This window comes from Hydrogenophaga luteola, from assembly GCF_042648585.1.
In the GTDB taxonomy this organism is placed as follows: domain Bacteria; phylum Pseudomonadota; class Gammaproteobacteria; order Burkholderiales; family Burkholderiaceae_C; genus Hydrogenophaga; species Hydrogenophaga luteola.
Genome location: NZ_JBHRXX010000009.1, coordinates 322,541 through 336,611 on the forward strand (window position 1 = coordinate 322,541; position 14,071 = coordinate 336,611).

Here is a 14,071-nt window from a genome sequence, read left to right on the forward strand (position 1 = left end):
AATTTGAATCACGTGGTGATGTACACCGATGGTGCCTGCAAGGGCAATCCCGGTCCGGGTGGCTGGGGGGTCTACCTGCAATCGGGCGGGCACGAAAAGGAGTTGTGGGGCGGCGAGCGCGAGACCACCAACAACCGCATGGAGCTGACCGCGGTCATCGAAGGTCTGGCGGCGCTCAAGCGCCCCTGCACGGTGGCGCTCTACCTCGACAGCGAATACGTGCGCAAGGGCATCACCGAATGGATCCATGGCTGGAAGGCCAAGGGCTGGAAGACCGCGGCCAAGCAGCCGGTGAAGAACGCCGACCTCTGGCAGCGCCTGGACGCTTTGGTGCACCAGGGCACCCACAAGATTGAGTGGCACTGGGTCAAGGGCCACGCCGGTGATCCTGGCAACGAACGTGCCGATGCCCTGGCGAACCGGGGTGTGCCTGCTTGAGATTCGCGCGATCCGATGAATCTCCGATGAACGGGTGACGGTTTGCCGGGGCTTCGGGAACTTGTGCATCGCAGCAGCGTCTGCGCTGATACATTGCGTTTCTTTCTCCGTCTCATTCGCAGCACCGCTGTTGCATGAGGCCTTCGTGGGCACGAAGACTACATGGCACAAAAACTCTACGTCTGGGTCGCAGTAGGCGGCATTGCGCTGGCGTCTGCCGGAGCTTGGTGGCTCCAGAACCGGGCTGCTGCTGGTGCACAGCAGGCCACGGCGGGCGGTGCCGCACCGGGCACTCCCGCGCCCTCCGGAGCCGCCGGTGGGCGGCCCGGGCAAGGCGGTGGTGGCATGCCAGGCGTCGAGGTCACGAAGGTGCAGACCCAGCGGCTGCAGGACGATGCCCAGTCCGTCGGCACCCTGCGCTCGCGCCAGAGTGTGACCCTGCGGCCCGAGGTGGCCGGTCGGATCGTGCAGATCGCGGTGTCGGACGGTGCCCGGGTTCGCAAGGGCCAGTTGCTGGTGCAGATGGATGACACGCTGCAGAAGGCCGAACTGAGCCAGGCCCAGGCGCAGCTGTCGATCGCGCGCGCCAACCTTCGGCGCAACGAGGAACTGGTTGCGCAGGCCTTCGTGGCCCAGCGGGTGCTCGACGAAAGCCGTGCCGCCCTGCAGGTGGCCGAGGCGCAGGTGTCGCTGGCGCAGGCTCGCCTGGCGCGCATGCGTGTCGTGGCGCCCTTCGACGGCACGGTGGGCCTGATCAACATCAACCTCGGCGAGTACGTCAAGGACGGTGCTGACCTGATCAATCTCGAAGACACCTCCCAGCTGACGGTGGATTTCCGCCTGCCCGAGCGCTACCAGGGTCTGGTGGCGGCGGGTCAACCGGTGCAGGTGCAGCTGGATGCGCTGCCTGGCCAGAACTTTCAGGCCCGGATCCAGGCGGTGGACCCGCTGCTGGACGCCAACGGGCGCTCGGTGGCGGTGCGGGCGGTGTTGCCCTCGACCGTGGGGAAGGACCTGCGCCCAGGCATGTTTGCGCGGGTCAACACGGTGTTCTCGGTCAACGAGTCGGCAATGGTGGTTCCCGAGGAGGCCATCGTGCCGCAGGCGGGCAAGCAGTTCGTCATCAAGCTACGCAAGGAAGGCGAGGGCGACGGGGCCAAGCTGGTCACCCAGCGCACCGAAGTCCGCATCGGTGTGCGCCGGGCCGGTCAGGTGGAGATCACCGACGGCGTGGCGGTGGGCGACACTGTGGTGGTCGCCGGGCAGCAGCGGCTGCAGCAGGACGGGACCGCCGTCCGTGTGGTGGACATGAGCCGGCCCGAAGCCGGACAGCCCGGCGCTGGCAAGGGCGGGCCACCGGCCGGCGCTCCCGCAGCCAAGCCGGGTGAGGTGCCTGCGGGCGGCAAACCACCCGCCGCGGGCTGAGGCCGTTCCGCACCGCACAGGAACCCGACCATGCAACCGCCCGAGATTGCCATCCGCCGCCCGGTCTTCGCGAGCGTGCTTTCCCTGCTGATCCTGCTGGTAGGCCTGGTGGCCTTCCAGGGGCTCACGGTGCGCGAGTACCCCAAGATCGACGAACCGACGGTCACCGTCAGCACCACTTTCACCGGCGCCTCCAGCGAGGTGGTCGAGTCGCAGGTCAGCAAGCCGCTGGAAGATTCGATTGCCGGCATCGAGGGGGTGGATGTGATCACCTCGATCAGCCGCCAGGAGCGCAGCCAGATCACGGTGCGCTTCAAACTCGAACGCGACCCCGACTCGGCTGCCGCCGATGTGCGCGACAAGGTCAGCCGCGTGCGCCAGCGCCTGCCGCAGGGCATCGACGAACCGGTGATCGCGAAGGTCGAAGCCGACGCCTTTCCGGTGATCTGGCTGGCGTTGACCTCGGACACCCACAGCGCGCTGCAGCTGTCTGACCTGGCCAACCGCATCGCCAAGCCGGTGCTGCAGACCGCACCCGGCGCGGCCGAGGTGCGGGTGTTTGGCGAGCGCAAGTACTCCATGCGCATCTGGGCCGACCCCGACCGCCTGGCGGCCTACGGACTCACGGTGCAGGACATCGAGGACGCACTGCGGCGCTCCAACCTGGAGGTGCCGGCCGGCCGCATCGAGAGCAGCCAGCGCGAGTTCAATGTGACCGCCGCCACCGACCTGCAGACGCCGCAGCAGTTCCGCGACGTCACCATCCGCAACGTCAACGGCCTGCCGATCCGGCTGGGCGACGTGGCGCGGGTGGTGCAGGGCCCGCAGGATGAGCGCAGCTCGGTGCGCCTGAACGGCCGCGACTCGGTGTCGCTGGGCGTGATCCGCCAGGCCACGGCCAACCCGCTGGAGCTGTCTGCGGGCGTGCGGCAGCTGCTGGAGAAGGTCAAGGCCGACCTGCCGCCCGGCATCAACGTCGACATCGCCAACGACAACTCGGTGTTCATCGACCGCTCGATCAAGGCCGTCTACACCACCATCGCCGAAGCGGTGGTGCTGGTGGCGCTGGTGATCTTCGTCTTCCTTCGCACGCTGCGCGCCTCCATCATTCCGCTGGTGACGATTCCGGTCAGCCTGGTCGGAGCCTTCGCGTTGATGGCGCTGTTCGGCTTCTCCATCAACACGCTGACGCTGCTGGCGCTGGTGCTGGCTATCGGGCTGGTGGTGGACGACGCCATCGTAGTGCTGGAGAACATCTACCGTCACATTGAGGAGGGCATGAAACCCTTCGATGCGGCCATCAAGGGCGCACGCGAGATCGGCTTCGCGGTGGTGGCCATGACGCTGACGCTGGCGGCGGTGTATGCGCCGCTGGCGTTCACACCCGGTCGCACGGGTCGCCTGTTTGCGGAGTTCGCGCTGGCGCTCGCCGGCGCCGTGGTCGTCTCAGGCTTCGTGGCCCTGACGCTCTCGCCCATGATGAGCAGCAAGCTGCTGCGCCACAACCCCAACCCCGGCTGGTTCGACCGCGGCATGGAGCGTGTGCTGGTGGCCATCACCAACGGCTACACCCGGGCGCTGGCCGGCGCGCTGCGCGTGCGCTGGCTGGTGGTGGGCGTCATGCTGGCCAGTGCACTGGGCAGCTGGTGGCTGCTCAAGTCCACCAAGCAGGAACTGGCGCCACTGGAGGACCGGGGTGTGATCCTGGTCAACATCAACGGCCCGGACGGCGCCACGCTGAACTACACGCGCCGCTATGCTGAAGCGGTCGAGCGCATCGGCCAGACCTACCCCGAGTTCGACCGCATATTCGCCAACATCGGCAACCCGACTGTGGCGCAGGGCTCGGTGTTCCTGCGCGCCACGCCGTGGGAAGAGCGTGAACGCAGCACCCTGGAGATCGCCCGCGAGCTGCAGCCCAAGATCGGCGCACTGCCGGGCATCAGCGCCTTCCCGATCACGCCGCCCTCGCTGGGCCAGGGCTTCCGCGAACGGCCGATCAACTACGTCATCGTCACCAGCGACAGCTACGAGAACCTATCGCGCACGGTGCGGCGCTTCCAGGACGAGATGGCCAAGTACCCCGGCTTCCAGCAGGTCGACACCGACCTGCGGCTGAACAAGCCCGAGATTCGCATGGATGTGGACCGCGAGCGCGCCGCCGACATGGGGGTGAGTGTGGACGCCATCGCCCGCACGGTGGAGACGCTGCTGGGCGGGCGCACCGTGACCCGCTACAAGCAGGGTGGCGAGCAATACGACGTGGTGGTGCAGACCGACAGCGCGCAGCGCAGCGCGCCCGACGACATCGACCGCCTTTTCGTGCGCGGGCGGGGCGACGCCATGATTCCGCTGGCCTCGCTGGTCAAGGTCAGCGAGGTGGTGGTGCCGCGCGAACTCAACCACTTCGGTCAGCGGCGCAGCGCTTCCATCACCGCCAACCTCGGCCCCGAGCTGGCGCTGGGCGATGCGCTGCAGATCATGAACACCATCGCGGCCGAGGTGCTGCCACCGGGTTACACCACCGACCTCAACGGCCAGAGCCGCGAGTTCCGCAGCTCGTCGGGCTCGCTGGCCATCGTGTTCGCACTGTCGCTGCTGTTCATCTTCCTGGTGCTGGCGGCCCAGTTCGAGAGCTTCGTGGACCCGTTCATCATCCTGCTGTCTGTGCCTCTGTCCATGCTGGGCGCGCTCGCGGCATTGCGGCTCACCGGAGGCACGCTCAATGTGTTCAGCCAGATCGGCCTGATCACGCTGGTGGGGCTGATCTCCAAGCACGGGATCCTGATCGTCGAGTTCGCCAACCAGCTGCGCGAGCAGGGTCAGTCCAAGCTGGAGGCGGTGACCGCGGCCGCCGCACTGCGCCTGCGCCCCATCCTGATGACCACCGGCGCCATGGTGCTGGGTGCCCTGCCGCTGGCGCTGGCCTCGGGCGCGGGCGCGGAGAGCCGCCAGCAGATCGGCTGGGTCATCGTGGGCGGTATGTCGGTGGGGACGCTGCTGACCATCTTCGTGGTGCCGACCATGTACATGCTGATGGCGCGCACCCGGCACGGCTCGCGCGTGCTGCCGCAGGAGCCTGCCCAGGCGGATCCCAGCGACGTGCTGGTGGCCAAATGAGTCGCCGCGGCGTGGGGCGGGTGAATCGGTGAGCTGGCTCGAACACCGGGTGCCGCCGCCCCTGGTGGGACTGATCACCGCGTTGCTGATGGCCTGGTTGGCCGGCGGCCCTGAGTGGCATGTGCCCTCGGGTGTGAACGGGCTGTCGATGGCGCTGCTGGTGCTGGTCGGCCTGTCGTTTGATATCGCCGGGTTGCTGGCTTTCCGCGCCTCGCGCACCACGGTCAATCCGCTGCGGCCCGAACGCGCCTCGTCCCTGGTCACGCAGGGCGTCTACCGCATCACCCGCAACCCCATGTACGTGGGCATGGTGTTCCTGCTGCTGGCCTGGGGCTTCTATCTCGCGCACTGGCCGGCCCTGTTGCTGGGGCCGATGGTCTACATGCTCTATCTCAACAGGTTCCAGATCGCGCCCGAGGAGCGGGTGCTGCTTGGTCTGTTCGGCGAGGAGCACCGCGCCTACATGGCGCGGGTGCGGCGCTGGCTCTGAGGCGGCGGACCGGGTGTGCCGCGATGGAACAGGGGTGTCCTTGGCTTGACCACGCTTCAGGGACCGCGCAGCATCGGCGAACCTTGAACCGACCTGTTCTGTCATGCCTCAGCCCGTGGACCGTTATGTCCAAATCGATGGGATTCGCACCCGCTACTGGCAGGAAGGCATGGGTGGCACACCTGTGTTGCTGCTGCACGGCATTGCCTGCTCGGTGCTGGAGTGGCGCCACAACCTGCCCATGTTGTCCGACACCCACCGGGTCTTCGCGGTCGACCTGCCTGGGCATGGCCTGACCGAGAAGCCGGACGACTTCCCGTACGGCATAGCCGGCATCACACAGTTTGTGCTGGCATTCATGGACGCGCTGGGGCTGGAAAAGGTTCACTTGGCGGGCAACTCGCTGGGCGGACGGCTGGCGCTGGAGTGCGCCAGGGTTGCGCCGGAACGCCTTCTGTCGATGATGCTGCTCGATCCTGCGGGCATGGCCGAGAAACCGACGCTGCTGGAGTTCCGGCTGGCCTCGGTGCCTGTGCTGGGCGAACTGCTGACGCGGCCGAACCAGGCCGGGACGCGCATGCTCTGGCGCAAGGCTTTTGCGGCACCCGACCGGTTTGTCACCGATGGGCTGGTCCGGGACAAATACAGGCTGGCGAGCCAGCCTGGTGCTCACGCGGCATTTCTGCGCACACTGCGCAGCTTCGTCGGACTGGGCGGGTTTGAAACCACCCAGGTTCGTGCGCTGCAGGAAGCCATGCGGGACATGCGCACACCAGCACTGGTGGTCTGGGGCCGGCAGGACCGCTTCGTGCCTTGCGCGCACGCCGAGGTGCTGCGCGAGCGTCTGCCGGATGTGCGTGTGCAGGTGTGGGAGGACTGTGGTCACGCTCCGATGATCGAGTGTGCGGACCGGTTCAACCGCGAGGCCCTGTCCTTCATGGCCTCGGTGGAGGGACGTCCGGGTTGACCGATGCGCCAAGGCGCCTCAGATCACGCCTTCGAACATCATCACGTCGACCGCATCGCCCACCGCCACATGGCCCTGGTCGTGGTGCAGCACGATCAGTCCGTTGCCCTCGACCATCGACCGCAGCACACCCGAGCCCTGGTTGCCCGTGGTGCGCACGCTCAGTGAGCCGTCCGCCTTGCGCGTGACGACGCCGCGCTGGTACTCGGTGCGGCCCGGTTTCTTGCGCAATGCTTCGGCACTGTGGGCCTTGAGCAGGATGGGGTCGGAGGCCTGAGCACCCATCATGCGCAGAAGCGCCGGGCGCACGAAGGCCAGGAAGGTGACCATCACCGCCACCGGGTTGCCCGGCAGACCGAACAGCACCGCAGACCTTCCGGCCTCAGCGATCCGCCCCACCGCCATCGGCCGCCCTGGTCGCATGGCGATGCGCCAGAACGCCACGTCGCCCAGCTGCTTCATCATGGCCTTGGTGTGGTCGGCCTCGCCCATGCTCACGCCACCGCTGGTGATGATGGCGTCGGCTTCCGAGGCGGCGCGCCGGAAGGCGGCTTCGAGCGCGGCCGGTTCGTCCCTGACCACACCCATGTCGATCACCTGCACACCCATGCGGGTCAAGAGACCGAACACGGTGTAGCGGTTGCTGTCGTAGACCGCACCTTCGCGCGGCGAATCGCCCAGACTCAGGATCTCGTCACCGGTGGAGAAGTACGCCACCTTCAAGCGCCGGAACACCGGCACGGTGGGCAGGCCCAGGCTGGCGATCAGCCCCAGCGCCGCCGGTCCCAAGGTCTGGCCGCGTGCCAGGGCAGGGCGGCCGGCCATCAGGTCTTCGCCGAGCAGGCGGCGGTTGTCGCCCTGGCGGACCACGTCGGCCGGCACGGTGACCGTCTCGCCCTCGACCTTCACGAACTCGACGGGCACCACGGTGTCGGTGCCGGTGGGCATGATGGCGCCGGTCATGATCTTCACGCAGTCGCCCGCGGCGGCCTGGCCGCTCCAGGCCTGCCCTGCGAAAGCGGTGCCCAGGCAGCGCAGCACGAGCGGCTGTCCGGCCTGCAGCTGGCTGCCATCGAACGCGAATCCGTCCATGGCCGAGTTGTCGTGCGGAGGCACGCTGATCGGTGAGACCACATCCTCGGCCAGCACCCGCCCCAGGGCGCCGAACACGCCGCAAGTTTCCGTTTCACCGACCGGTGTCACCAGTCGGGCCAGGAACTCGTTGACGTCCGCGGCCTTGAGCGCTTTGGGGTCGTAGCCCTGCAGTTCGGCGGCAATCTGTTCAATCGTCTTCATCGGTCGGTCAAGGCTTTTCGAGGGCGTGCAGTTCGTCCAGGGTGTTGGCATTGGCGAACGCCAGAGGGTCGTCGCCCGGGCGGTCGAACGGAACCACCACGGTGCGGTGCTGTCCGGTCCAGCGGTCGATCTTGCGGCCACCGCCGCGGGTGAAGTCGGCCAGGCTTTCGAGCAGGTCCACCTTCATCAGGCAGAACACCGGCTGGGCGCGCCATTGCCCGTCGTCCTCGCGGGCGGCGGCCATCGCGATGTCGGTGTCAGGCGCCTCGATGGCCTGTGCCAGGCGCAGTGCCAGGTCCAGCGGAAAACGTGGGGAGTCGCAAGGCACGGTGAGCAGCCAGGGCGTTTCGCAGCGCTCCAGCCCGGTGAGGAAACCGGCCAGCGGGCCGGCGAAATCGTCGAGTGTGTCTGGCCACACCGGGGCGCCGAAGGCCTCGTAGGCCGAGAGGTTGCGGTTGGCGTTGACCATCAGGTCCCCGACCAGACCGCCTTCCTGCATCTGCAGCCGCATCAGGGCGTTCAGCGCCAGCGGCGTGCCGTGGAAGTTCTGCAGCCCCTTGTCGACGCCGCCCATGCGCGAGCCGCGCCCGCCGGCCAGGACCAGCCCGGTGATGTCTCCTGCCTGCATGGGTTCAGCCTCCGATGTAACTCATTTCGATGCGGCGTCCGCCCGTGCTCTGGTCCGGCGGCATGGAGGCGCGCAGTTCCGAGTAGCGGTCGTCGCGGCCTTGCCAGATGGCGGCGATGGCGCTGGCGAGCTCGCTATCGCTCGCCCCGCCGCGCACCAGCGGCTTCAGGTCGTGGCCTTGGGTGGCGAACAGGCAGAGGTAGAGCTTGCCTTCGGTGGAGAGGCGGGCGCGGTTGCAGTCGCGGCAGAAAGCCTGGGTCACGCTGCTGATCACGCCGATCTCGCCGCTGCCGTCCGCATAGCCCCAGCGCTCGGCGGTTTCACCCGGCGCCGACGGGTCCAGCTGCACCAGCGGCAGTTCGCGGTGGATCAGTTGCACCACCTCCGCACTGGGCATCACTTCGTCCATGCGCCAGCCATTGGTGGCGCCGACGTCCATGTACTCAATGAAGCGCAGCACCGCTCCGGTGCCCTTGAAGTGGCGCGCCATCGGCAGGATCTGGTGCTCGTTGGTGCCTCGCTTGACCACCATGTTGATCTTCACCGGGCCCAGCCCGGCGTTGCGCGCCGCCTCGATGCCGCGCAGCACATCGGCCACCGGGAAGTCGACATCGTTCATGGCTCGGAACACCGCGTCGTCCAGTCCGTCGAGGCTCACGGTCACGCGCCGCAGGCCCGCGGCCGCGAGATCGCGCGCCTTGCGCTCCAGCAGCGACCCATTCGTGGTCAGCGTGATGTCCAGCGGCCCGCCTTCGGTGGTGCGCAGCGCGGCCAGCTGTCCGATCAGGATCTCGATGTTCTTGCGCAGCAGCGGCTCGCCACCGGTGAGACGGATCTTCTGAACGCCGTGGGCGACGAACTGTCGCGCGATGCGGGTGATTTCCTCGAAGCTCAGCAGCGCGCTGTGCGGCAGGTACGGGTAGTCCTTGTCGAAGATCGACTTGGGCATGCAGTAGCTGCAGCGGAAGTTGCAGCGGTCGGTGACGCTGATGCGCAGGTCGCGCAGTGGCCGGCCGAGCGCGTCGCCGAGCAGACCGGTGGCCGCGATCGGGGTGGTGGGAACGACCGCGGCGCGGGCCGTCAGGCGCTGGTCGACCAGGGGAATCACGCGTTCGGACATGGCGAGATTATGGTCGACCCTGTATACCCCGACCGGGACGCACGGGTTCCGGAATGGGTCAATGTCCTTGGAGATTCAGGCGCCGGCACCGACCCGCACGAACACCTGTGCGTTGGCCGTCAGCCAGCGCTCGGACAGGTCGCTGTGTTGCTGGCTGGGGTGAAAGTCAGGACGGAAGTAGCGCTTCCACGGCGCATAGCTGGTGCGCAGCAGCCCGTCGCGGCCGAGCAGGTGCCGGGCGGCGCTGCGCCAGGTGGACCAGCGCCACAGCGTGCCGTCGGCGCGCAGGTTGGAGACGGTCTGTCGCAGCGCGTCGCCGAGGAAGAACATGGTCACGCGGCGCATCCAGCGCACGCGCCAGGCGTGACTGCCGCCCAGGGCCTGGTAGATGTCGAAGGCGGTGGACTTGTGTTCGGCCTCCTCGGCGCTGTGCCACAGCCACAGCGTCTTCAGGCGGGGATCGCAGCCATCCAGAAGTTCGGGGTGCGACAGCAGCCACTCGGCGAACAGGGCTGTGAAGTGTTCATTGGCGGCGGTGATGGCCACGCCGTGGCGCACATCGGCCCCGTCCATCCGTGCCAGACGCCGCCGGGCCCGGGGCTCCCAGTGGTTGCGCAAGCCGTGCTTCTCGATCTGGGCATTGAACAGGGCGTGGATGCGGCGGTGGGTGGCCTCCTGGCCCACAAAGCCCTGGACTTCGTCGCGCAGGGGCTCCTGTCGGTCCGGTGGCAGGGCCTTGAAGCCGGCGCGAACCGAGTCGATGAAGAACTGCTCGCCGATCGGGAAGCTCATGGACAGGGCGTTGAACCAGGCGGTCAGGAAGGCGTCGCCACCGCACCAGTGGCGTTCCACGGGCTGGTCCAGATCGATCAGCAGGCGGCGGACGATGAGTTCGGTCATGGTGGGTTGTGGGTGTTGGTACCAATTGGTACCGAGGTTGCCATGGTCTGGCTTTCGGCGGCGGGTGTCAACCCGGCAGGCCCGATGACCATGCCGCCTAAGATGTCGGTCATGGCGTTGAACCAGACCACACCCGAGACCGGCATCGGCAGCGAACACCGGCGGCGCCTGCTGCAAGGCATGGCCAGCGTCACCGCCACCAAGGGGCTGGCCGCGGTGACCATTGCCGACGTGGTGCGCGAGGCGGGTGTGTCCAAGCGCACGTTCTACGAGCACTTCGAGAGCAAGGATGCCTGCTTCCTGGCCCTGTACCGGGCGGTGAGCATGAACGCTCTGAAGACCTTAAGGGATTCGGTGTCGGCCGAGCGGCCCTGGCAGCAACAGCTGGAGCAGGCGTTGCAGGCCTACCTCTCACACATGGCGGCCAACCCCGTGCTGTTGCGAACCCTGTTCATCGAGATCCACCACCTGGGAGGGGCGGGCGAACAGGCTCGGCGGGAAGTCATGGATGCCTTGGCCGCGCTCATGGAGGAAACCCTTCGCCGTGGGTCGGAGCAGCGCTCCATCGACAAGGGGCTGGCGTTGGCCGCGGTGGGCGGCATCAATGAACTGATCCTGCAGGCGATCGAGCAGGGGCGGGTGGCGGAATTGCCTGCCATGACACCTGTGGCCAGCGAAGTGGTGCGCCGCCTGGCCCGTTCACCCGAGGCGTGAACGGGCGGTTGCTCCGGGGCCATGCACAGTGGCCACCGGAGCGGAAGTGTCGACAGCGCTCAGGCCATCGGCAGCAGCGGCACGATCAGCAGCGCCACGATGTTGATGATCTTGATCAGGGGGTTCACGGCCGGGCCTGCGGTGTCCTTGTAGGGATCGCCCACGGTGTCACCGGTCACGGCCGCCTTGTGGGCTTCGCTGCCCTTGCCACCATGGTGGCCGTCTTCGATGTACTTCTTGGCGTTGTCCCAGGCGCCCCCGCCGGTGCACATGGAAATGGCCACGAACAGGCCGGTCACGATGGTGCCCATGAGCAGGCCACCGAGTGCCTTCGGACCCAGGAACACGCCCACCAGGATCGGAACCACCACCGGCAGCAGGCTGGGCACGATCATTTCCTTGATCGCAGCGCCGGTCAGCATGCTCACGGCCTTGCCGTACTCCGGCTTGGCGGTGCCTTCCATGATGCCGGGGATTTCCTTGAACTGGCGGCGCACTTCCACCACCACCGCACCGGCCGCGCGGCCCACGGCCTCCATGGCCATGGCGCCGAACAGGTAGGGAATCAGGCCACCGATGAACAGGCCGATGATCACCATGGGGTCGGACAGGTCGAAGCTGACCGAGTGACCGTAGGTTTCCAGCTTGTGGGTGTAGTCGGCGAACAGCACCAGGGAAGCCAGACCGGCCGAGCCAATGGCATAGCCCTTGGTCACGGCCTTGGTGGTGTTGCCCACGGCGTCCAGCGGGTCGGTGATGTCGCGCACGCTGCTGGGCAGTTCGGCCATTTCGGCAATGCCGCCGGCGTTGTCGGTGATGGGGCCGTAGGCGTCCAGCGCCACCACGATGCCGGCCATGCTGAGCATGGAAGTGGCAGCGACCGCGATGCCGTACAGGCCGGCCAGCGTGTAGGCAGCCATGATGGCCAGGCAGACGAACAGCACCGGCCAGGCGGTCGAGCGCATGGACACGCCCAGACCCGCGATGATGTTGGTGCCGTGGCCCGTGGTGGAGGCCTGCGCGATGTGGCGTACCGGCGAGTACTGCGTGCCGGTGTAGAACTCAGTGATCCAGACCAGCGCAGCGGTCAGTACCAGGCCGACGACCGTGGCGCCGAACAGGCGCATCTGGCTGCCGGCCGCGGCGATGGCGTTGTCCGGGATGATGGCCGCCGTCACGAAGTAGAAGGCGATCAGCGAGAGCACGCCCGCGATGGCCAGGCCCTTGTAGAGCGCCGGCATCACGTTCTTCATGCCCGGGCTGGCCTTGACGAAGAAGCAGCCGATGATGGACGCGATGATCGACACGCCGCCCAGCACCAGCGGGTACAGCACCGCCTGCATCGGTGCGGCAGCCACCATCAGGGCGCCCAGCACCATGGTGGCGATCAGCGTGACGGCGTAGGTCTCGAACAAGTCGGCCGCCATGCCGGCGCAGTCGCCCACGTTGTCGCCCACGTTGTCGGCGATCACCGCCGGGTTGCGCGGGTCGTCCTCGGGGATACCCGCCTCGACCTTGCCCACCAGGTCGGCGCCGACGTCGGCGCCCTTGGTGAAGATGCCGCCACCCAAGCGCGCGAAGATCGAGATCAGCGAAGAACCGAAGGCAAAACCGATCAGCGGGTTCAGCAGCTTGGCCAGGTTCTTGTCGGGTGTGAGGTTGCCATTGCCGACCAAGAACCAGAAGAAGCCGGCCACACCCAGCAGACCCAGGCCCACCACCAGCATGCCGGTGATGGCTCCGCCGCGGAAGGCCACATCCAGCGCCGGGCCGATGCCTCTGGTGGCGGCCTGCGCGGTGCGCACGTTGGCCCGCACCGAGATGTTCATGCCGATAAAGCCGCAGGCGCCCGAGAGCACCGCCCCCAGCACGAAGCCGATGGCGGTGGTGCCGTCAAGGAACACGCCGATCAACACGGCCAGCACCACACCGACGATGCCGATGGTGGTGTATTGCTTGGCGAGGTAGGCGGCAGCGCCGGCCTGGATGGCCCCGGCGATTTCCTGCATGCGGGCGTTGCCCGCGTCCTGGGAAAGAATCCAACTGCGGGACCAGAAACCATAGACCACGGCTACCAGCCCACACACCAGCGCAAAGATCAGCGCAGTTTGTCCAACCATAGATTTCTCCTGCTCCGTAACGTTTGACTTGGAGGGGGCAACGCTGAGAGGACTACCCCCGCTGCGTTGCTTCCTCGCGTCCGTCACGCACCCGGTGCGGGTGGGGCAGGGCGATTGGCCAACGGAGTGAATGTAGCGGGAATTGCTTCAGGGACGAACTGATATGGATCAGGAAGTCAGGTTGGAATCAGTAAAATCAGGGTTAATCACTAGCGTTTTCCTCAACTTTCCAAAGAACCCCATGTCTCTTGACAACGTCACCCCTGGCGACAAGATCCCCGAAGCGTTCAACGTCATTATCGAGATCCCCATGAACGGCGATCCGATCAAGTACGAAGTGGACAAGGAATCGGGCGCGATCTTCGTGGACCGCTTCATGAACACCGCCATGCACTATCCGACCAACTATGGTTATGTGCCCAAGACGATCGCTGGTGACGGCGACCCGGTGGATGTCCTGGTGGTCACCCCCGTGCCGCTGATGCCTGGCGTCGTGGTGCCTTGCCGTGCCATCGGCATCCTGAAGATGACCGACGAAGCCGGCGAAGACGGCAAGGTGCTGGCTGTGCCGACCAACAAGATCCTGTCGCTCTACAGCCGCTGGACCAAGCCCGAAGACCTGAATCCGATGCGCCTGAAAGCCATCGAGCACTTCTTCGAGCACTACAAGGACCTGGAGCAGGGCAAGTGGGTCAAGGTGGGTGGCTGGGAAGGTCCGGAAGCTGCCCACAAGGAAATCATGGACGGCGTCGCTGCCTACAACAAGGCGCAGGGCTGATCTCTCTTCGGCACCTTCGAGGTGCCGGACACAAAAAAGCCTGCCGAGCGGCAGGCTTTTTTGTGGGCGCAGCGA

General features: G+C 66.9%; 12 protein-coding genes. 7 read left to right on the forward strand and 5 right to left on the reverse strand.

From position 1 onward, the window contains the following. The first annotated feature begins 3 nt into the window (after positions 1-3). The 5 genes from rnhA (at position 4) to ACFOPI_RS20335 (ending at position 6,440) form a co-directional block, all read left to right on the forward strand. Positions 4-438, forward strand: a complete 435-nt coding sequence (gene rnhA / locus ACFOPI_RS20315) for a ribonuclease HI (RefSeq protein ID WP_382178007.1) — start codon at positions 4-6, stop codon at positions 436-438. 162 nt (positions 439-600) lie between these two features. Then, positions 601-1,863, forward strand: a complete 1,263-nt coding sequence (locus ACFOPI_RS20320) for an efflux RND transporter periplasmic adaptor subunit (RefSeq protein WP_382178010.1) — start codon at positions 601-603, stop codon at positions 1,861-1,863. Between the two features lie 30 nt (positions 1,864-1,893). Beyond that, complete coding sequence (locus ACFOPI_RS20325; RefSeq protein WP_382178013.1) at positions 1,894-4,983, forward strand: efflux RND transporter permease subunit; 3,090 nt, start codon at positions 1,894-1,896, stop codon at positions 4,981-4,983. Positions 4,984-5,011: 28 nt separating this feature from the next. Beyond that, positions 5,012-5,473 carry a methyltransferase family protein gene (locus tag ACFOPI_RS20330; protein ID WP_382178016.1) on the forward strand — a complete coding sequence of 154 codons (462 nt, stop codon included), beginning with the start codon at positions 5,012-5,014 and terminating at the stop codon, positions 5,471-5,473. 169 nt (positions 5,474-5,642) lie between these two features. Next, on the forward strand, positions 5,643-6,440 hold the full coding sequence (locus tag ACFOPI_RS20335) for an alpha/beta fold hydrolase (RefSeq protein WP_382178019.1): 798 nt from the start codon (positions 5,643-5,645) through the stop codon (positions 6,438-6,440). Between the two features lie 18 nt (positions 6,441-6,458). On the opposite strand, the gene moeA is transcribed toward ACFOPI_RS20335, so the two are convergent. From moeA to ACFOPI_RS20355, 4 genes are all read right to left on the reverse strand, one after another. Then, positions 6,459-7,736: a molybdopterin molybdotransferase MoeA gene (gene moeA, locus ACFOPI_RS20340; RefSeq protein ID WP_382178022.1), complete on the reverse strand. Its 1,278-nt coding sequence runs from the start codon at positions 7,734-7,736 to the stop codon at positions 6,459-6,461. A gap of 7 nt (positions 7,737-7,743) precedes the next feature. After that, positions 7,744-8,364 carry a molybdenum cofactor guanylyltransferase MobA gene (gene mobA, locus ACFOPI_RS20345; protein WP_382178025.1) on the reverse strand — a complete coding sequence of 207 codons (621 nt, stop codon included), beginning with the start codon at positions 8,362-8,364 and terminating at the stop codon, positions 7,744-7,746. 4 nt (positions 8,365-8,368) lie between these two features. After that, entirely contained in the window at positions 8,369-9,484 is a 1,116-nt protein-coding gene (moaA, locus tag ACFOPI_RS20350) for a GTP 3',8-cyclase MoaA (protein ID WP_382178027.1), read from the reverse strand. A gap of 75 nt (positions 9,485-9,559) precedes the next feature. Next, positions 9,560-10,384, reverse strand: coding sequence for a metal-dependent hydrolase (locus tag ACFOPI_RS20355; RefSeq protein ID WP_382178030.1), 825 nt, complete (start codon positions 10,382-10,384; stop codon positions 9,560-9,562). Positions 10,385-10,468: 84 nt separating this feature from the next. On the opposite strand from ACFOPI_RS20355, the gene ACFOPI_RS20360 reads away from it, so the two are divergent. Next, positions 10,469-11,098: a TetR/AcrR family transcriptional regulator gene (locus ACFOPI_RS20360; RefSeq protein ID WP_382178033.1), complete on the forward strand. Its 630-nt coding sequence runs from the start codon at positions 10,469-10,471 to the stop codon at positions 11,096-11,098. Positions 11,099-11,157: 59 nt separating this feature from the next. Here the strand turns inward: ACFOPI_RS20360 and ACFOPI_RS20365 are convergent, their stop codons facing one another. Then, a complete protein-coding gene (locus ACFOPI_RS20365; RefSeq protein WP_382178036.1) occupies positions 11,158-13,218 on the reverse strand; it encodes a sodium-translocating pyrophosphatase in 2,061 nt (686 codons plus the stop codon). Positions 13,219-13,459: 241 nt separating this feature from the next. Here ACFOPI_RS20365 and ppa point away from each other — a divergent pair, with 241 nt between their 5' ends. Further along, positions 13,460-13,996, forward strand: coding sequence for an inorganic diphosphatase (gene ppa / locus ACFOPI_RS20370; protein ID WP_382178039.1), 537 nt, complete (start codon positions 13,460-13,462; stop codon positions 13,994-13,996). The last annotated feature ends 75 nt before the right edge of the window (positions 13,997-14,071 follow it).

Coding starts and splice junctions, on each gene's coding strand:
- ppa (WP_382178039.1), top strand. CDS start 13,460: ATGTCTCTTGACAACGTCACCCCTGGCGACAAGATCCCCGAAGCGTTC.
- mobA (WP_382178025.1), bottom strand. CDS start 8,364: ATGCAGGCAGGAGACATCACCGGGCTGGTCCTGGCCGGCGGGCGCGGC.
- moeA (WP_382178022.1), bottom strand. CDS start 7,736: ATGAAGACGATTGAACAGATTGCCGCCGAACTGCAGGGCTACGACCCC.
- ACFOPI_RS20335 (WP_382178019.1), top strand. CDS start 5,643: ATGGGTGGCACACCTGTGTTGCTGCTGCACGGCATTGCCTGCTCGGTG.
- ACFOPI_RS20355 (WP_382178030.1), bottom strand. CDS start 10,384: ATGACCGAACTCATCGTCCGCCGCCTGCTGATCGATCTGGACCAGCCC.
- ACFOPI_RS20365 (WP_382178036.1), bottom strand. CDS start 13,218: ATGGTTGGACAAACTGCGCTGATCTTTGCGCTGGTGTGTGGGCTGGTA.
- ACFOPI_RS20325 (WP_382178013.1), top strand. CDS start 1,894: ATGCAACCGCCCGAGATTGCCATCCGCCGCCCGGTCTTCGCGAGCGTG.
- moaA (WP_382178027.1), bottom strand. CDS start 9,484: ATGTCCGAACGCGTGATTCCCCTGGTCGACCAGCGCCTGACGGCCCGC.
- ACFOPI_RS20360 (WP_382178033.1), top strand. CDS start 10,469: ATGACCATGCCGCCTAAGATGTCGGTCATGGCGTTGAACCAGACCACA.
- ACFOPI_RS20320 (WP_382178010.1), top strand. CDS start 601: ATGGCACAAAAACTCTACGTCTGGGTCGCAGTAGGCGGCATTGCGCTG.